This window comes from Bradyrhizobium manausense (assembly GCF_018130615.1).
Lineage (GTDB): Bacteria > Pseudomonadota > Alphaproteobacteria > Rhizobiales > Xanthobacteraceae > Bradyrhizobium > Bradyrhizobium manausense_A.
On the sequence record NZ_JAFCKB010000029.1, the window covers coordinates 26504 to 46102 of the forward strand.

12 protein-coding genes are annotated in these 19599 nt (G+C 64.0%); 4 read left to right on the forward strand and 8 right to left on the reverse strand.

Annotated features, from left to right (window positions below):
• Window positions 1-11 precede the first annotated feature (11 nt).
• The 5 genes from rnd to JQ587_RS34275 all read right to left on the reverse strand — a co-directional run bounded on the left by rnd (window position 12) and on the right by JQ587_RS34275 (window position 5605).
• On the reverse strand, window positions 12-1181 hold the full coding sequence (gene rnd / locus JQ587_RS34255) for a ribonuclease D (protein WP_212428291.1): 1170 nt from the start codon (window positions 1179-1181) through the stop codon (window positions 12-14).
• Between the two features lie 411 nt (window positions 1182-1592).
• Window positions 1593-2924 carry an ABC transporter substrate-binding protein gene (locus JQ587_RS34260; protein WP_212428292.1) on the reverse strand — a complete coding sequence of 444 codons (1332 nt, stop codon included), beginning with the start codon at window positions 2922-2924 and terminating at the stop codon, window positions 1593-1595.
• Window positions 2925-2935: 11 nt separating this feature from the next.
• Window positions 2936-3805: a carbohydrate ABC transporter permease gene (locus JQ587_RS34265; RefSeq protein ID WP_212428293.1), complete on the reverse strand. Its 870-nt coding sequence runs from the start codon at window positions 3803-3805 to the stop codon at window positions 2936-2938.
• Window positions 3802-4752, reverse strand: coding sequence for a carbohydrate ABC transporter permease (locus JQ587_RS34270; RefSeq protein ID WP_212299464.1), 951 nt, complete (start codon window positions 4750-4752; stop codon window positions 3802-3804). Before JQ587_RS34270 ends, JQ587_RS34265 begins: the two co-directional genes overlap by 4 nt.
• Before the next feature lies 1 nt (window position 4753).
• Entirely contained in the window at window positions 4754-5605 is an 852-nt protein-coding gene (locus JQ587_RS34275; protein WP_212299465.1) for a phosphodiesterase, read from the reverse strand.
• Window positions 5606-6209: 604 nt separating this feature from the next.
• On the opposite strand from JQ587_RS34275, the gene JQ587_RS36820 reads away from it, so the two are divergent.
• Window positions 6210-10145, forward strand: a complete 3936-nt coding sequence (locus JQ587_RS36820; protein WP_249154665.1) for an autotransporter outer membrane beta-barrel domain-containing protein — start codon at window positions 6210-6212, stop codon at window positions 10143-10145.
• 31 nt (window positions 10146-10176) lie between these two features.
• Here JQ587_RS36820 and JQ587_RS34285 read toward each other — a convergent pair whose 3' ends face one another.
• Window positions 10177-11649 carry a protein adenylyltransferase SelO gene (locus JQ587_RS34285; RefSeq protein ID WP_212299467.1) on the reverse strand — a complete coding sequence of 491 codons (1473 nt, stop codon included), beginning with the start codon at window positions 11647-11649 and terminating at the stop codon, window positions 10177-10179.
• Between the two features lie 208 nt (window positions 11650-11857).
• Between JQ587_RS34285 and aspS the strand changes: the two genes are divergently transcribed.
• The gene (aspS, locus tag JQ587_RS34290) at window positions 11858-13630 is read left to right on the forward strand and encodes an aspartate--tRNA ligase (protein WP_212299469.1); all 1773 of its coding nucleotides are present in this window, start codon (window positions 11858-11860) and stop codon (window positions 13628-13630) included.
• A gap of 148 nt (window positions 13631-13778) precedes the next feature.
• Here aspS and JQ587_RS34295 read toward each other — a convergent pair whose 3' ends face one another.
• Entirely contained in the window at window positions 13779-15749 is a 1971-nt protein-coding gene (locus JQ587_RS34295) for an aq_1923 C-terminal domain (protein WP_212299471.1), read from the reverse strand.
• A gap of 245 nt (window positions 15750-15994) precedes the next feature.
• Here JQ587_RS34295 and JQ587_RS34300 point away from each other — a divergent pair, with 245 nt between their 5' ends.
• Both JQ587_RS34300 and JQ587_RS34305 read left to right on the forward strand, forming a co-directional pair.
• Window positions 15995-18304, forward strand: a complete 2310-nt coding sequence (locus JQ587_RS34300) for an NADP-dependent malic enzyme (protein WP_212299473.1) — start codon at window positions 15995-15997, stop codon at window positions 18302-18304.
• 282 nt (window positions 18305-18586) lie between these two features.
• Entirely contained in the window at window positions 18587-19039 is a 453-nt protein-coding gene (locus JQ587_RS34305) for a DoxX family protein (protein WP_212299475.1), read from the forward strand.
• A gap of 3 nt (window positions 19040-19042) precedes the next feature.
• Here JQ587_RS34305 and JQ587_RS34310 read toward each other — a convergent pair whose 3' ends face one another.
• A complete protein-coding gene (locus JQ587_RS34310; RefSeq protein WP_212299477.1) occupies window positions 19043-19594 on the reverse strand; it encodes a dihydrofolate reductase family protein in 552 nt (183 codons plus the stop codon).
• Window positions 19595-19599 lie beyond the last annotated feature (5 nt).

The following is a 19599-nucleotide window of genomic DNA, read 5'->3' on the forward strand; positions in this document are numbered from 1 at the left end:
CGCCCCGCACCTCAGGATGAAGGTTTAACCGCCTCTACTCGCTGAACCCCGATCACGCGGCCCTTCTCGATCGCCAGCGCGAGCTCGCCGCGCTTCAGCTTCAGCGCGTTGTCGCCGAACAGCTCGCGGCGCCAGCCGCGCAGCGCCGGCACGTCGGCCTCGTCGTCAGCTGCGATCTCCTCGAGGTCATCGACGGTCGCGATCACCTTGCTCGCGACCGCATGGCGTTCGGCCGTCATGCGCAACAGCACCTTCAACAGCTCGACGGTCGCGGCGCCATTGGAATTGTTGCGCGGCTTTTCCAGCTTCGGCAGGGTGGAGAAATCCCGCGCCAGCCCGCGCTCGACCGCTGCGACGATGTCCGCGCCCCATTTGGACTTCTCAAAGCCCTTAGGTACCGAGCGCAGATGGGCGAGCTTTTCCAGCGTGTTTGGCGCGTGGGTGGCGATGTCGCTGATGGCCTCGTCGCGCAGCACACGGCCGCGAGGCACGTCGCGGCTCTGCGCTTCCTGCTCGCGCCAGGCAGCGACCTCCATCAACACGGCAAGGTCCTTCGGCTTGCGCACGCGCGTCTTCAACCGCTCCCAGGCACGCTCGGGGTGGAAGTCGTAGGTCTTGGGCGAGGTCAGGACCTCCATCTCGATGGAGACCCATTCGCTGCGGCGGCGCTTCCTGAGGTCGGCGTCGAGCGCGGCGAAGACGTCGCGCAAGTGCGTGACGTCGGACACCGCGTAGTGCATCTGCTCCTTGGTCAGCGGCCGGCGCGACCAGTCGGTAAAGCGGTGGGTCTTGTCCGGGCGATGGCCGGCGACCTTCTCGACCAGCGCGTCATAGGCGATACTGTCGCCATAGCCGAGCACCATGGCCGCGACCTGGGTGTCGAACACGGGATGCGGGATGATGTTGGCCTGGTGCCAGATGATTTCGATGTCCTGGCGGGCGGCGTGAAACACCTTCAGCACGCCCTCGTTGGCCATCAGCTCGAAGAACGGCTTGAGGTCGATGCCCTCGGCCAGGGTGTCGATGACGATCGCTTCCTCGGCGCTGGCCATCTGCACCACGCACAACAGCGGGTAATAGGTGGTCTCGCGCAGGAACTCGGTATCGACGGTAATGACGGGGTGCTTGGCCAGCCGGCTGCAGGCAGCCGCGAGGTCAGCGGTGGTGGTAATCAAATCCATGAACGGCCCATGACACTTGGTATCAGCCGTTCTGCCGAAAGCGCTGTGATGTCAAGGGGCTCTAAGCGAATTCGAGCCTTGCATTGGGGCCGGAATCGATTTTTCCGACGAAATTCCTACTCGTAGCGGACCCGGTGTGAGGATTTGCGGGCGCAAGGCAGCGCCACAACGACCAGGCACATGCCAACCAGCGCCAACCCCAGGAACTCGAAAACCAGCAAATCCACGGCGGAAATCTCCAGAAACACCGTTAGATTTGTCGGCTGTGCGTTGAGGGTCTGTTAATTCAAATGGTTACCGGCGGCGCGGGCAGCCGGATGGTGGACGGGGGGTTAATGGCGGTAGCCGTCCAAAACGAATTCGGCGCCCCGCATGGCGGAGCGCCGTGTTCGTCTGCCGTTGCTCTTGCCTCTACGGCAGCTTCAGGGAGGTCTCGGCGTTGAACGGCTTGAGCGTCTCGTCGGCGGCCTTCTGGGCGGCGACGAGGGCTTCCTTCGGCTGCTTCTTGCCGTTGAGGACCAGCATCACCTCGTCCTCGAGGTTCTTGCGCACCGGCACGGTCTTGTAGGTCGCGAACCACGGCTTTGCGACGTCGAGCTGCTCGACGGCGGTCTTGGCGTCCGGGTTCTTGTTGAGGAAGTCGACCATGTGGGGCGTCTTGTAGGCGGCCATGTTGGGCGCGAAGTAACCCGTGGCGCGGCTCCACCAGGCGCTCTTCTCGGGCGAGGTCATCCACTTGATCAGTGTCCAGGCGGCCTTCTGCTTGTCGGCCTCCACGCCCGCCGGAATGATCAGCGAGGCGCCGCCGATCGGCACGGCGTTGCGGACGTTGCGCGGGATGAAGGCGACCTTGTAGTTGAACTTGGCGTTCTCGCGCACGTAGGTCAGCGAGCCCGTCGACAGCATCATCATCGCGGCATTGCCGGAGATGAAGGAGGTGCTGACCGCAGGACCGGGCGTGGCGCCGGGCGGGTGGACCTTGTGCTTGCTCACGAGGTCGCTCCACCAGGTCAGCGCGCCGAGCATCGAGGGCGTGTCGTAATAGACCTCGCCGCCGAACTCCTCATTATAATAGCGCCCGCCGTTGCTCATGGTGAGCGTTTCCATCATCCAGCCGCAATAGTCGTAGGCGCAGGGGATCGCGATGCCCCATTGGGTGACCTTGTCGCCCTCGCGCTTGGTCAGCTTCTTGGCCCAGTCGGTCAGCTCGGCCCAGGTCTGCGGCGGCTTGCTCGGATCGAGGCCGGCTTCCTTGGCCTTGTCGGCGTTGATGTAGAGCAGCGGCGTCGAATTGTGGAAGGGCACGCCGTAGACCGAGCGGTTGATCACCGCGTTGCCCTGCAGCGCCGGGAAGAACTGGCCGAGGAACTGGTCCTTGGTGCCGCCGTCGGCGGCGATGAGGCTGTCGAGATTGGTGAGCTCGTTCTCGATCTGCATGTCGAGCAGGAAGTTGGCCGACATGATCACGGCCGCTGGCGGCTTGCCGGCCTTGATCGAGGCGCGCGTCTTGATCAGCGTGTCATCATAGGAGCCGGTGTAGACCGCGGTCGCCTTGATACCGGGATGACCGTCATTGAACTCCTTGATCAGCGTGCCCATGTCGCGGGCGAGCTTGCCGTCGACAGGGACAGGAAAGAACAGGTCGATCTCGGTCGGACCCTCGGCCATTGCCGGGACGGTGAGGGCGGCTGCCATAGAGCCAGCCATGGCGAGGCCAAGCATGAGCCTGCGGGAGAACAGCATCGAAAAATCTCCTATTTGATGCCTGAGGTGACGAAAGAGCTGATGAAACGCTTCTGGAAGATCAGGAAGGTGATGAGCAGCGGTGCGATCACCATCAGCGTGCCGGCGGCGATGGTGCCCCAGGCCTGCGTGCCCTCGGCGGTCTTGGTGAAGACGGAGAGCCCGACCGTGAGCGGCCGCTTGTCCGGCGAATTGATCACCATCAGCGGCCACAGGAAGTCGTTCCAGTGGCTGGTGACCGAGATGATCGCAAACGCCGAGAAGCTCGGCAGCGACAGCGGCACGTAGATGTGGCGAATACGCTGGATCAGGCTGGCGCCGTCGATCAGCGCCGCGTCTTCCAGCTCGGTCGGAATCGCCTCGAAGGCCTGACGCATCAGGAAGGTGCCGAAGGCCGACGCGAAGAACGGCATCATCACGCCGGCGAGCGTGTCATAGAGGCCGAGTTGAGCCACCAGACTCAAGTTCGGCACGATCAGCAGCACCGGCACCAGCATCAGTTGCATCAGGAACAGGTAGAAGATCAGCGTCTTGCCGGCGAAGTCGAGCCGCGCAAAGGCGAAGCCCGCCAGCGTGATCGTGACGAACTGCACCAGAAGGATGCCGGTGCAGATGATGGTGGTGTTGAGCAGGTAGCGCGGGAAATCGCCGATCTCCCAGGCGTCCCTGATATTGTCGAGCGTCGGCTTCAGGCTCGGCATCAGCTCGGCCATCAGATTGATGCCGTCGGAGGCCGGGCGCAGCGTCGCCACGCCCATCCACAGGAACGGTATGAGCCAGGCGAGCGCGAGCAGCACGGTCAGCGCGAAGCCGAGCTTCGGGGTGATCTCGTTGCGAGTGGCGAGCGGGGCGTCCCTGTAGATCCGGTCGATCAGCTTCATGGCCCGCCCTCGCGGTTCGCCATCGTGCGGAACGAGAGCGCGGTGAGGCCCATCAGGGCGGCGAGCGTCAGCAGCGTCGCGGCCGAGGCCTTGCCGACATCGAAGTGCTCGACGGCCTGCTGATAGATGTAGAACAGCACGAGATTGGTCGCGTTGGACGGGCCGCCCTGGGTCAGGACGAAGACGTGATCGACCTGCGTCACCGCGTTCAGCGTGGCGATCACGATGACGAACAGGAAGGTTGGCTTGAGCTCCGGCAGGATGATGTAGCGCAGCCGCATGAAGGGACCGGCGCCGTCGAGGTGCGCCGCTTCCATCACGTCCTCGGGCACGGCCTGGAGGCCGGCGAGGAAGAACAGCATGTAGTAGCCGGCGTTCTTCCAGATCGTGATGATCATGATTGCGTAAAGTGCAATGTCGGGGTCGCCGAGCCAATTCGGCAGCACCGGCAGCAGCCGGCCGATGTAGTAATCGAGCAGGCCGACATTGGGCAGGAAGATGAACAGGAATAGCGCGGAGGCCGCGACCATCGGGATCAGCACCGGCAGGAATAGCGCAGCCCGCAGCGCGCTGGTCACCGCATTGGTGCGCGCCAGCGCCAGCGCGAACAGCAGCGCGAGGCCGATGCTCGGGATCGCGGTGCCGACGGCGTAGACGAGGTTGTTGATGACAGCGCCGGTGAAGGCCGAATCCGCCAGCACGGCGCTGATATTGTCGAGGCCGACGAAGCGCAGCGGCGCCTTCGGCGTGGCGCGCTGATAGAGCGCGTCGATCAGCACGCGCCCCATCGCACCATAGGTGAACAGCGCGAGGAAGATCAGCGAGGGCAGCAGCAGCAGATAGGCCGGCAGCGAAGCTTTGAAGCGCGTGGTGAACCGCCTCGCGATGTGCAGGCGCGGCGGCGCCGGCGCCGCGACCGGGAGAGCCGCGGGTTCAGCGAGGCTCATGTCACCGCGCCGGGAAATTGAGCGCATAGTCGCGGCCGTCCACTCCTGCAGGTGGATCGAACGGGAAGCGCAGGCTGGTGTCGAGGAAGTCGTGGCTGTGCACGACCAGGTTCTCGTCGTCGATCAGCACCACGCCATAGGCCGGCGGCTCGTGGCTCGCCAGATGATCGGTGGCGGCGGGGTTGAGCTCGAACCAGACCTGGTGATTGGTGCCGCGCAGCGTCGAGAACGGGATCTTGCCGAAGCTGCCGAAGATCGGCCGGTGCACATGTCCGAAGAACAGGTGACGGATGCGCGCGCGATAGGGCGCGATGACCTCGGCAAACTCTGCGCTCTGCTTCAACGCAATCTCGTCCATCGCGTGGACGCCGACGGGGAAGGGCGGATGATGCATGAACACGACGAACGGCTGGTCTGCGGGCGCGGCCGCGAGCGTCTTCGCCAGCCAGTCGAAGCGCCTGGCGCACATCTCGCCGGCGTGGCTGGTCTCGTCCAGCGTGTCGAGGAAAACGAACAGGCCGTGTTCGGTGGTGCGCGTGCCCTGCACGAAGCCATTGGGATCGCGCGGCGCAGCCTTCAGGCCGTCGAGGCAGGCCACGCGCTTGTCGTGATTGCCGACCATGGCGATGTAGGGGATCTTCAGCGCAGCCATCGCTTCAGCGAAATTGGCGTAGGAGTCGGGCTCACCCCAGTGAGTGAGATCGCCGGTCACGACCGCGAACGCCGCGTCGGACTGATGCTGGTTGATGTCGGCGATGGCCGCGTCGAGGCGGGCGCGCGGGTCGAGGCCATAGAGCTGCTGGCCCGGGCCCGCAAGATGCGTGTCGGTGAGGTGGATGAATTTGAAGGGCATAGCGTGTGTCGGTCTTCCAGGGAGGACGGTCGCCTCCGGCAAGACGGCCCGCCAGCCGGTTAGAGTGACAGTGTTTCAGTTTGATGACAGTGGTTGCCGATCCGGCAAATTGTCGGGCGGAAGAGCAGACGGGGTCAACGGGGTCATCTCGCGGTGCGGTAGTCGCCCGATCGCACAAAAAGACCGAAAACAACCCCATGCACAGTAGCCGGTGGTTGCCTGACAACAGGCGCCGTTCGACGTCCGTTGACACGTCGGGCAAAACAGCGGCATGATGGCAAAATCGGAAAATCCGCAGATCGGCGAGCTCCATGAACGGCGCGCGTTCGTCGCGTAGCGCGACGTCTGTTCTGCCGTTTACACCCGGGCGCCCAAACGGTGCTGGCCGGCTCGGGCCGCAGGCTTCGTCGGCTCGCGGCCAACGCTGGTTTGACCGCGACGCTGCAACCTCATGTTGCGGTTGAGACACAGTTGGACACGATTCGATCATCCGTTGAACCGGGCGGAACCCACACCCATGGCTCGCCCGCCAGGAACCGGCTACGCAGTGACTGTTTGAAATAACTGACAATAAAGCGCGTCGGGCGGCGCTGTGGAATTTGGAATGATCGGGGCAGGTTTTTCTAGGCCCGCACGTCGGGCCGTTGCGTTCATTAAATCGTTTGAGCTGGCGCAGGTAGGTAGGGTCGAAAGCGTCCTGGCAGCGCGGACAGGCCGCCGGATCGCCGGTCGAGCAACCAGGATAGGACTGCTCGCTCTCGCGTTGGCGAGCACGAGCCTGTCGAGTGTCAGGGCGCAAATTTGGGGTAACGTCGGCTCGACCACGGCGACGAGCGACTACAATCTCGGCACCAACTGGAGCAATCCGCCGGCCGGCGCACCGCCGGTCAACGCGGGTCAAACCGCGATTTTTACGTTGACAGGCAGCACGACCGTGTCGGTCACGGCCGGCCCGATCACGCCCGACTCCTGGACCTTCACCACCAGCTCGCAGAACTACACGATCAGCGGCCAGGCCGTGAACTTCAACGGCGCCGGGCCGAACCTCGTCAACAACGCGTTTTTCGGCCAGACGATCTCCATCTCAAACGACATGACTGGTACCTCGATCTCACAAACGGGGTTCAGCACGCTGACATTGTCAGGGACCAACACGTTTACCAGCACCAGTGTCACCGACGGCACGCTGGTCAATGGCGGCAGCTTGACCACTGCGGTCACCAACAGCGCTGTTTTTCGCAACAACGGGACTTTGACCGGCTCCGTCGGCAACACAGGGACCCTCAATAACAATGGGGGCACGATTACCGGAGCCGTCACGCAGAGCGCCGGAACGACCACCAACAGCGGCTCTATTAATGGGGGAGCCATTCTGATCGGCGGTACGCTCACAACCACCGGCACGATCCAGACCCAACTGAACAGCACAGATTCCATCGTGAATGTGCAGGGCACGGTTGGCACCGTTTTCAACTTGGGTACCAGTGTGCTCAATGTGACGGGCGCGCTAACGACAAACAACACTTGGCTCAACTCCGGTACCGCGCAGCTAATGGTGTCAGGCGGCGATTTGACCGGTCTGCACTCGGACCTCAACAACTACTCGACTTCGGCGAACGCCGTGGTGGTATCGGCGACACGGACATTGAGCCTAGCGTCCATCGCTAACAACGCCGGGACCTTCACCAACAACGGCACGGTCACGACTACACCCAGCGGGACGTTCAACGGCGCTCTATTTATCAACTCCGGAACGATGAACTCTGCGGTGGGAAACTCCGGCACCTATATGCAGACAGCGGGTTCAACCAATGGAGGCATTTCTAACACCGATACGGTAAATGCCAGCGGTGGGGCTCTGAACGGTGCGAACAGCAACTACGCAGCCGGAACGTTCTCCATCACTGGCAACGTGACGGCCAACAGCACATTCGCAAACAATGGCACGGGACGCCTTCTCGTTTCCGGCGGCGATTTCACGGGCCTGACCACGCTCACGAACAATTCGACCTCAGCCGGTGCCATCCAGATATCAGTGAACCGTACACTTGGTGCGACCAGCATCGCCAATTATGTGGGTACGTTCACAAACAACGGAACGGTCACGACGACCGCCGGGATCATGAATGCCGCTGGCGCGACGTTCAACAGCACGGGCACGGTCAACGGTGGGCTCACGAATTACGGCACGGTGAATGCCGGCGGCACCATCAATGGTGGTATCACCAATCAGACCGGCGGCAATTTTACGGTCACGGGCAATTTGCTTTCCAACGGCGCGGTAACGGCCGGCGACCTTGCGTATTTTATCGTATCGGGTGGCGACATCACGGGCATCAGCACGTTCACCAACAACGCAGGCAGCATGATCTACAGTACGCAGATCGGTGCCGGGCGGACGCTGACTGCTGCCAACGTCGTGAATAACGGCAATATGATCGTTTATGGAACCGTGAACGCGACGAATAGCTTCGCCAATGCGATCGGTGCCAACATCGTGGTCGATACCACAGGCAGGATCAACGGATCTATTGATGCCGCCGGCGGATACATCCAGCTCTACGGCGCGATCAACGGAAACATCACGCTCTTGAGCAATCTCGCCACTATGAACAGCTATGGGGGCAGTGTCTCGGGGCGCGTAGACCTGGCATCCATCGGAGCGCGAGTCTATTCGACGTCAGGCGGCGCGACCTACGGATCGCTAGCTGGAGTGGCGTTCACCCAGGTCGATGTCGGCGGATTCACGCTGACCGTCGGCGGCGATAATTCGGATTCGACTTTCGCAGGCGCGATCATGGGCACCGGCAACTTCGTGAAGACCGGCTCCGGAACGATGTCGTTGTCGGGCGACAGCAGCACATACACCGGCACCATGACCGTCAACGACGGTTCTCTCATGGTGAGCGGCTCGCTCGCCGCATCAGCCATGACGGTCAACAACGGCGGGGCGCTCTGGGGTTCCGGCACCGTCGGCGCAACTGAGGTCAACGCCGGGGGCTTGCTCGCGCCCGGCAGCCTGACGCCGGGCACGTCGATGACGCTGACAAGTCTCGCGATGCAGTCCGGCGCGGCCTATCTCGTCTTCGTCGATCCAACGACCTCGACCTTTGCGAATGTGACCGGCAACGCATCGCTCGGCGGCGCCACGGTGGGGGCGAGTTTTTCTCCCGGCAGCTATATCGCGAAGCAATACACAATCCTCAAGGCAGGCAGCATCACGGGCGCGTTCGACCCCACTGTGCTCTCATTCGGCCTGCCGACAGGCTTTCATGTCAGCCTGAGTCAGGACACGCACAACGCCTATCTGAATCTCGCGCTGAACTTCGCACCGCCCTCGGGCAGTCTGAACGGCAATCAGCAGAGCGTCGGCAACGCGATCATCAACTTCTTCAACACGAACGGCACCATTCCGATTGCGTTCGGCGGCCTCGGGCCGGCCGGACTGGCGCAACTCTCCGGCGAGGTCGGTAGCGCGCCACAGCAGGCGACGTTCGGCGCGATGACCCAGTTCATGGGGGTGATGACGGATCCCTTCGTCGCCGGGCGTGACGATGCCGCAGGTCCGGGCGGCGCCTCCAACGCTTACGCCGAGGAGAGCATGGCTTATGCGGCGAGCGGCAAGGCCGGCGCGAGGAGCGAGCGCGACGCTTACGCGGCCGTCTACACCAAGGCGCCGGCTGCACCGTCGTTCGCGCAACGCTGGAGCGTATGGGCGGCGGGTTTTGGAGGTTCGCAGACGACTGACGGCAGCACCGCCGCCGGTTCGAACAACAGCACCAGCAGCCTCTACGGCACTGCCGTTGGCGCTGATTATCGTATCTCGCGCGACACGCTGGTCGGCTTCGCAGTCGCTGGCGGCGGCACCAACTTCACGGTCGCGAACAATCTGGGTGGCGGACGCTCCGACCTGTTCCAGGCCGGGGTGTATGTCCGACACATCGTCGGTCCCGCCTATATCTCCGGCGCGCTCGCTTATAGCTGGCAGGACGTCGTCACCGACCGCACCTTGACGGTGGCCGGGATCGATCGGCTGCGCGCCGAGTTCAATGCCAATGCTTATTCCGGCCGGCTCGAAGGCGGCTATCGTTTCGTGAGGCAGGGCGTCGGTCTCACGCCCTACGCCGCGGCGCAGTTCACTGCGTTCGATCTGCCGGCCTATGCCGAGCACGTGATTGTCGGCAGTAACCAGTTCGCGCTGGCCTACAATGCCAAGAGCGTCACGGATACGCGCAGCGAACTTGGCCTTCGCACCGACAAATCCTTTGCGGCGCCGGACGGCATCGTCACGCTGCGCGGGCGCGTCGCCTGGGCGCACGATTTCAATCCGGACCGTGGCATCGGAGCGACCTTCCAGACATTGCCCGGCGCGAGTTTTGTCGTGAACGGCGCGACCATGGCCGCCGACGCCGCGCTCGTGACCGGGGCGGTCGAGAAGAAATGGCTGAACGGCTGGTCGGCCGCGGCGACCCTGGAGGGCGAATTCTCCAACGTCACACGCTCCTACGCCGCCAAAGGCCTCGTGCGCTACGCGTGGTAGGTGAGGGCCGGAAACGGCCCCGGCTCGCGCTTTACGTCCCGCAGAACGTCTGCAGCACCCGCTGGTCCGGCAGCGGTGGATCGGCGTAGGCGGCGTAGTCCGGCTGGTCTTGATACGGCTTCGCCAGCACCTTTACCAATTCCTCGAATGGCGCGTAGTCGTCGTCATTCACCGCCGCCTGGATCACGGCCTCGACGCGGTGGTTGCGCGGGATGAAGGCCGGATTGACGGCATGCATCGCGGCTTGCCGCTCGGCTGCGGTTTGCGGCTCTAGCGCGGTGCGCGCGCGCCAGCGTCCCGCCCATTCGTCGAAGGCTGCCGGCTCCATGAACTGCGCGCGCACGTCGGCGCCGTCATCGCCCGTGGCATCGCCGAGCTTGCGGAAGGTCAGGGTGAAGTCGGCCTGGTTCTTCGCCATGGCATCGAGCAGGTCCTGGATCAGGGCCTCGTCGCCGTCGCGCTCCGTGAACAGGCCGATCTTCTTGCGCAGGCCGGCCTGATAGGCCGCGCTGAACGTCTCGCTGAAGGCACCGAGAATGTCCTGCGCTTCGGCGACGGCCTTCTCCTGATCGTCGGAGAACAGCGGCAGCAGGCATTCGGCCAGCCGCGTCAGATTCCACAACGCAATGCGCGGCTGGTTGGCATAGGCGTAGCGGCCCATCTCGTCGATCGACGAGAACACCTGCGAAGGGTTGTAGGCATCCATGAAGGCGCAGGGACCGTAATCGATGGTCTCGCCGGAGATGGACGAGTTGTCGGTGTTCATCACGCCGTGGATGAAGCCGACCAGGAGCCAGCGCGCGATGAGCTCGGCCTGGCGCGCGACGACGGCAGCGAGCAGCGCGTGATAGGGGCGCTCGGCATGAAGCAGATCGGGATAGTGCCTGACGATGACGTGGTCGGCGAGCCTGCGGATCGCGTCGGTGTCGCGGCGCACGGCGAAGAATTGGAAGGTGCCCACGCGGATATGGCTCGAGGCGACGCGCGTCAGCACGGCACCGGGGAGTGCGGTCTCGCGGATGACGTGCTCGCCGGTGACCACGGCGGCGAGCGAACGCGTGGTCGGAATGCCGAGCGCATACATGGCTTCGCTGATGATGTATTCGCGCAAAACGGGCCCGAGCGCAGCGCGGCCGTCGCCGCGGCGGGAGAACGGCGTGGGGCCACTTCCCTTGAGCTGGATGTCGCGGCGGACGCCGTCCCTGTCGATGACTTCACCGAGCAGGATGGCCCGTCCGTCGCCGAGCTGGGGCACGAAATGCCCGAACTGGTGGCCGGCATAGGCCATGGCGATCGGATCGGCGCCGGCGGGAACCGTCTTGCCGGCCAGGATCTCGGCACCTTCAGGGGCCTCCAGCAGGTCTGGATCGAGTCCGAGCTGGATCGCCAGCGGCCGGTTCAGCTTGATCAGCCGGGGGGCGGCGACAGGGGTCGGCGCGACGCGGGCAAAGAAGCTGTCCGGCAGCGCCGAATACGAGTTCTGGAAGGGGAAACGGACCGTCATGGCCTCAAGATAGGGCTGGAACGCCCGATGGCAAAGGCTCGGGGCCGGATCGGGCAAAAATGGGCACTTCCAGCCCAAATCAGGCCGTTCCATTGGTTGCCGCATCGGGTTGCTGCTTTGGGCCTCGTCGGGTAAACCCTGCCGGAACTTCGGACCGGCCGTAACAGGCCGTTCGATTCGATCCTCAGACATCATTTTTGGGACGACCATGCATCGCTACCGGTCACATACATGCGGCGCGCTCCGCGAGAGCAACATCGGCGAGACGGTCCGCCTGTCAGGCTGGGTCCATCGCGTCCGCGACCATGGCGGCGTGCTGTTCATCGACCTGCGCGACCATTACGGCCTGACCCAGTGCGTGGTCGACCCGGACTCGCCGGCGTTCGCGCTGGCCGAGAAGCTGCGGTCGGAATTCGTGGTGCGGATGGACGGCAAGGCTCGCCGCCGCCCCGAAGGCACCGACAATGACGACCTGCCGACCGGCAAGATCGAGATCTATGTCACCGAGATCGAGGTGCTGGGCCCGGCCGGCGACCTGCCGCTGCCTGTCTTCGGCGACCAGGAATATCCCGAAGACATTCGCCTGAAGTACCGCTTCCTCGATTTGCGCCGCGAGAAGCTGCACCAGAACATCATGACCCGCGTCGAGATCATCAAGTCGATGCGCCGGCGCATGGAGGGGCAGGGCTTCTTCGAGTTCAACACGCCGATCCTGACCGCGTCCTCGCCGGAAGGCGCGCGCGACTTCCTGGTGCCGTCACGCATCCATCCCGGCAAGTTCTATGCGCTGCCGCAGGCGCCGCAGCAGTACAAGCAGCTCTTGATGATGTCGGGCTTCGACCGCTACTTCCAGATCGCGCCGTGCTTCCGCGATGAGGACCCGCGCGCCGACCGTCTGCCCGGCGAGTTCTACCAGCTCGACGTCGAGATGAGCTTTGTGACGCAGGAAGACGTCTTCGCGGCGATGGAGCCGGTGATCACTGGCGTGTTCGAGGAGTTCGCCAAGGGCAAGCCGGTGAGCAAGAACTGGCGCCGGATTCCGTTCGCCGAGGCACTGCGCAAATACGGCAGCGACAAGCCGGACCTGCGCAACCCGATCGAGATGCAGGACGTCTCCGAGCACTTCCGCGGCTCCGGCTTCAAGGTGTTCGCGCGCATGCTTGAAGATCCCAAGAACCAGGTCTGGGCGATCCCCGCGACCGGCGGCGGCAGCCGTGCGTTCTGCGACCGCATGAATTCGTGGGCGCAGGGTGAGGGCCAGCCGGGCCTCGGCTACATCATGTGGCGCGAGGGCGGCGAGGGCGCAGGTCCGCTTGCAAACAACATCGGGCCTGAGCGCACCGCTGCGATCCGCGCGCAGATCGGCACCAAGGAAGGCGATGCCGCCTTCTTCGTCGCCGGCGATCCCGACAAGTTCTGGAAGTTTTCGGGGCTCGCCCGCAACAAGGTCGGCGAGGAATTGAACCTCACCGACAAGGAGCGGTTCGAGCTCGCCTGGATCGTCGACTTCCCGATGTACGAGTACAACGAGGACGACAAGAAGGTCGACTTCTCGCACAACCCGTTCTCAATGCCGCAAGGTGGTCTCGAGGCGCTCAGGGGCCAGGATCCGCTGACCATCAAGGCGTTCCAGTACGACATCACCTGCAACGGCTACGAGATCGCCTCGGGCGGCATCCGCAACCACGTGCCGGAAGCCATGGTGAAGGCGTTCGAGATCGCAGGCTATGGCGAGCAGGAAGTGGTCGACCGCTTCGGCGGCATGTACCGCGCCTTCCAGTACGGCGCGCCGCCGCATGGCGGCATGGCCGCGGGTGTCGACCGCATCGTGATGTTGCTCTGCGGCACCACGAATTTGCGCGAGATCTCGCTGTTCCCGATGAACCAGCAGGCCATGGACCTGCTGATGGGCGCACCCTCGGAAGCCACGACCAAGCAGCTCCGGGAGCTGCATGTGCGGGTGAACCTGCCGCAGAAGTGAGAGTCTTCTGCGCTGGGAACGCGCCACGAATACGTCATGCCCGGGCTTGTCCCGGGCATCCACGTTTTTGGGGTGTTGCGGGAACGTGGATGGCCGGGACGAGCTCGGCCATGACGGCAGGTGAGGGCCCGCGGTCCCAACTCCGCTCCTACAACCCCGTCGAGGCCTCGATCCTGAACTGGGCCAGCGCGCTCTGCGGGTCGGTCTGCAAGAGCTGCATCAATTGCATCAGCGGCGCCTTGGCGCGCGGCGAGAGCTTGATGGACAGCGTCTGGCCCGGCGTCTCGACAAAGCTTGCGATGGCGTCCACTGCTGCGCCCGCATCCGGATTGGCGGCCGCGATCTCCTCCCGGTGCACTCTGACGCTGTCCGCGAGTGCCTGACGCGCCGCGTCACGGCTCACATTCTTGCCGCGTGCGTACTGCGTCGCTGCGGCCTCGACGCCGCCATTGTCGCGCAGTGAAAACTCGAGCGCGCCGGCCTCAATCCGAGCCGCTTGGCCCATCAACTGGGCGGGATCGGACGAAAACACCTCGCGCGGCACATTGTCGAGCGTGACACGCAATTGCGCTTTTCCAATTCCTCCGATGTCGAGGGTTGCCGGCGTCAGAGCGAAGTCGTTGGAAGACTCAGTCCACGCCGCGCCGAGGTCGAGATCGATCGCGAGCTTGTCGATCCCGACCGCAAGTAACGGGAGTTGCTTTGGATCGGATGGATCGGTGGGCGTGACAAATTTGGCCACCACGTGCGCCTGGCTCGGGATCGAGCCGATCAACTGCCCCCAGTCCAGGCTCAGCGTGTCGATCGTGACGAGCTTCTTGGTGGTCTTGTAGGGTGCCGTCACGCCCTTGATTTCGGCGCCTGCGAGCACGCCGAACAGCCCGAGCATCTGATCGGGCGAGGGCGCCCGCCCCGGCGTGGCAAGGCCCGCCGTCCAGCGCATCAGGTTTGCCGCGCTGAACGACTTCAGCGCGAAGCGCTCCATCTTGAACTGCCCCTGCGGGGCCGGCGTATCGACGCCCTCGATTGCGAATTCACCCTCGCGGTATCTGATCGCATTGACCTTGCCGGTCCCTTGGGGCGTGCCGACCGAGATCTTGCTGACCTCGGCCTTGCCGATGCGGAGGCCTTCATAGAAGCCGGCAAGCTTCTCCATGATCTCGCGCGCCTGCGCCGGCGTCGGTGGGGCCGATTGATCCTGCGGCAGCGCGGCAAACAGCTCGGCCAGCCGGAATTTCGACGGCTGCACGTCAATGTCCTCCATCGCGAAGCCGTCGAAATCGACACGCATCCCCTGAGCTGATCTGAGCGCGTAGGGGCCCGCCGAGACCTGCCGGTAGACGCGATGATAGGTCTCGTCACTGCTGGTCTTTGGATCGAGCGCGTCGATGATCGCGGTCGCATCGAAATCATTGACAATGATGTTCGACAGCTCGCCGGTCAGCTTGTCCTGCTTGCCCTTCTGCTTCACGTCGATCGAGATGACGGCGCGGTCCGCCTTCATCGCATCGATCTTGCCGTGCTTCAGATTCTGAATCGCCAGCCCGGAATAGGTGACGTCGCCGCTACCGCCGGGACCGCTGCCGGAATCGAAGCTCAACGTCAGCGTCGGTGCCGTGAGCGAAGACGCCTTGACGCTCGCGTATTGACCGAGCACGTAGCGGTACAGTTCGATCAGGGAGCCGTTCGCCGGCGCCGCCCCGGTGTGCAGGGGGCCGGCATAGTCGCGCAGCGTCAGTTGCGGGACCTTGTAGGACGCCTTCACCTTGGCCGGACCGACCTGATCCAGCGCGATGTCGAGGCCGGTGATGTCGATGCTGTCGGCCGAAAACCTGCTGTCGTCGATCTGGCGAACGCCGGTGCCTTTGATGCCGGCGATCTTGACCTGCGCCTGCGGCTGGCTGCCAGGCGTGACCGCGATGTCGTCGATGGTCAGCGTCCGGCTCATCAGGTCGAACTCGATCTTGCCGTGGCTCGCCTTGCCGCCGCTGGCGCGGATCTGCTCGAAGGCTGCCTCGATCTCGGCGGTGGCACGATGTTTTGCGTAGAGGCTGAAGCCGAACCATCCGGCCGCGGCCAGCACCACGACTGCGATCAGGCCGATCAGGATCCGCTTCATTCCCAGCTCCAGTTGTTCGTTGTGCGCTGCGCAACCTGCCATATTCGGGAAAGCTGACAAGGTCCAGGGAAAGCTAGCGCTTTCAAATATTTGAGCATGCGTCCTGTTGATGGGAACGCAATCGGATGTTGCCACCGGGCCTTCGGCCGTGCTTCATCCCGTTTCCACGGCCCGGAAATACCATCCGCTTGGATGGCCACTCCGGATGATGCATTTTGAGCCGGTAACGCGAGGCAAGAGACCGCATGTCGTCCTATTCTGATGATCTCCACCAGGCGGCGCTGGCCTATCACCGTCTGCCGCGTCCCGGAAAGCTCGAGATCCAGGCGAGCAAGCCGCTCGCCAACCAGCGCGACCTCGCGCTGGCCTATTCCCCGGGCGTTGCGGCCGCCTGCACCGAGATCGCCAAGAACCCGGCGGAAGCCGCGACCCTGACCACGCGCGCCAATCTGGTCGCCGTGGTCTCCAATGGCACCGCGGTGCTCGGCCTCGGCAATATCGGGCCGCTGGCCTCCAAGCCGGTCATGGAGGGCAAGGCCGTCCTGTTCAAGAAGTTCGCCGGCATCGACGTGTTCGACATCGAGATCGCCGCCGACACCATCGACCGCGTGGTCGAGACCGTGGCGGCGCTCGAGCCGACCTTCGGCGGCATCAACCTGGAAGACATCCGCGGACCGGAGTGCTTCGAGATCGAGGCGCGGCTGAAGGAGCGCATGAAGATCCCGGTCTTCCATGACGACCAGCACGGCACCGCCATCATCGTCGCCGCCGCCATCACCAATGGCCTCCGCCTGAACGGCAAGAAGCTGTCGGACGTGAAGATCGTGGCATCGGGGGCAGGGGCCGCGGCGATCGCCACGCTCAATCTGCTGGTGTCGATGGGCGCGCAGCGCAAGAACATCTGGGTGTGCGACATCGACGGCCTCGTGCATGAGGGCCGCAACACCTCGATGGATCGCTGGAAGGCGGTCTATGCGCAGAAGACCGACAAGCGCACGCTCGGCGACGTCATCGGCGGCGCCGATATCTTCATCGGCCTGTCGGCCCCGGGCGTGCTCAAGCCCGAGATGGCCAAGGCGATGGGCGAGAAGCCTCTCATCATGGCGCTCGCCAATCCGACGCCGGAGATCATGCCGGAGGAGGCGCGCAAGGTGCGGCCCGACGCGATGATCTGCACCGGCCGGTCCGACTATCCGAACCAGGTCAACAACGTCCTCTGCTTCCCCTTCATCTTCCGCGGCGCGCTCGATGTCGGCGCCAGCGCCATCAACGAGGAGATGAAGCACGCCGCCGTCGAGGCCATCGCGCAGCTCGCGCGCGAGGCGCCGTCGGATGCCGTGGCGCAGGGTTTTGACACCGGCGAGGCGGGTGGCTTTGGTCCGGGCTCGCTCATTCCGAGCCCGTTCGATCCAAGGCTCATCCTGCGCGTGGCGCCTGCTGTTGCGAAGGCCGCGATGGAGTCGGGCGTCGCAACGCGTCCCATCACCAATTTCGACGAATATGCTGCGCTGCTCGAGCGCTTCGCCTTCCGCTCCGGCCTCGTCATGAAGCCGATGTTCGCCAAGGCCAAGACCCAGCCGGTGCGCGTGATCTACGCCGAAGGCGAGGACGAGCGCGTGTTGCGCGCCACGCAGGTGGTGCTGGAGGAAAAGCTGGCGACGCCGATCCTGGTCGGCCGTCCCTCGGTGGTCGAGGCGCGCATCAAGCGCTTCGGCCTGTCGATCAAGGCGGGCAAGGATTTCGATCTCGTCAATCCCGAGGACGATCCGCGTTACCGTTCCTACGTGCAATCCTATGTCGAGGTCGCCGGCCGTCGCGGCGTGACGCCGGATGCCGCCCGCACCGTGGTGCGCACCAACAACACGGTGATCGCGGCGCTCGCAGTGACGCGCGGGGAGGCGGACGCGATGCTCTGCGGCGTCGAGGGCCGCTACATGAGCCATCTGCGTCATGTCCGGGAGATCGTCGGCTTTTCGCCGGGGATCAGCGACTACGCTGCACTGGCCCTGCTGATCACCAGCAAGGGCGCGTTCTTCATCGCGGATACGCAGGTGCGCCCCAATCCGAGCGCGGAAGAGCTGGCCGAGATTGCCTCGCTCGCAGCGGTCCATGTCCAGCGCTTCAACATCAAGCCGAAGATCGCCTTCGTCTCGCATTCCGATTTCGGCAGTTACGACACCGACTCGTCGCGCAAGATGCGCCAGGCGACCCAGCTGCTGAGGGAGAAGCATCCGGAGATCGAGGCCGACGGCGAGATGCAGGGCGACACCGCGCTCTCCGCCGCTGCCCGAAAGATGGTGCTGCCGCACTCCAAGCTCGAGGGCGAGGCCAACATCATGATCATGCCGACGCTGGACACTGCCAATGTCGCCTATCAGATGATCAAGTCGCTGGCGGATGCGCTTCCCGTCGGTCCGATCCTGATCGGCCCGGCCCGGCCCGCCCACATCCTCACCCCCTCGGTGACCGCGCGCGGCATCCTCAACATGACGGCGGTCGCCGTGGTCGAGGCGCAGGAGCGTGCGGCGCGACAACAGCCGACGTTGTTCACGTAGCGGCGCCGTTCCGCGGATTCGTCATGGCCGGGCTTGAGACCCGGCCATCTACGACTTGCCTCGCGGCACAATGACCGTGGATGCCCAGGACAAGCCCCGGGCATGACACTGAGAGCGTAGCGGTCAAGTCTGTTCCGGACGGTTCGAGTCTGCGAGGAAGCGCCAAAGCGCATCGTCAATTTTGAATAACTCGCAGTTTTCCATTTCCCCGTTTGAAAAGCGCAAACGGACTCTCCATAATCCGCATGCGTCCCGTGCTTAGCGTTTTGCAAGAGGCCGACCATGCCAGCGTTCGTGACTTTCGGGCGAATCCTGTTCGCCGTGCTGTTCATCTACACGGGCGCAACCAAGCTCTTTGCCATCCAGGAGACCGCCGATTTCATCGCCGGCAAGCTCGTGGTGCCCGATGTGGTGGCGCCTTATGCCAAGCAGGTCGAGGCCGCGACCGCGATGACGACGCCGCAGCTTCTGGCGATCGCGGTCGGTGGGCTCGAGGTCGTTGCGGGTCTGATGATCGCGCTGAACTTCGGCGCGCGCTTCTTTGCGATGCTGATGGTCATCTACATCGCGGTCTCGACGATCCTGTTCAACGATTTCTGGAATCAGACGGCGCCCGAGAATGCCAAGGTGGTGGTCGACGCGCTGAAGAACCTCGCGATCATCGGTGCGCTGTTCATGATCATGGGTTATGGCCGCGCCACGCGCTCGGCCGAGACGGCCTACGGCGACGTGTGAACGCTAGGCTCGCCGCCACGGCGTAACCGTCACATCGTGCGCGGCGTCGAGCATGTAAGGCGTGCCTGGCCTCATGCCGTGGGACGTCAGCACCTCGTGCGGCGTCCGCTTGGGCACTTCGACAAAACAGCCTTCGCCGCCGGGCAGCCGCACATGCGGGGCTTCCGACAGCCAGAACGTGTCGTAGCGGTCCATGAACATGTCGAAGACGATAGGGCCGCCGATCACGGCGACCCGTCCCGAGGCGACATCGGCAAAGGCACAGGCTTCCTCGAAGCTCGCATGTTCCGGATTCCACAGCGTCGCGTTCGGCATCTCCGGATCGACGGTGAGGGCCTTGATCTTGCGGGTCAGGATCAGCCGCTTGCGCTTGGGCGAGTTCGCCTGCTGCTCATATGAATTGCGGCCGTGCACGATCAGGGCGGCACGATCGAGCGCCTGCTCGAAGAACAGCTTGTCGCCTTCGAACTTCAGACTGTCGGGCATGACATGGCTGGCGTCGGCAAGCATGCCGTCCGCCGAGACGATGACGTAACCTTCGAAATGGAAAGACAAGCGAC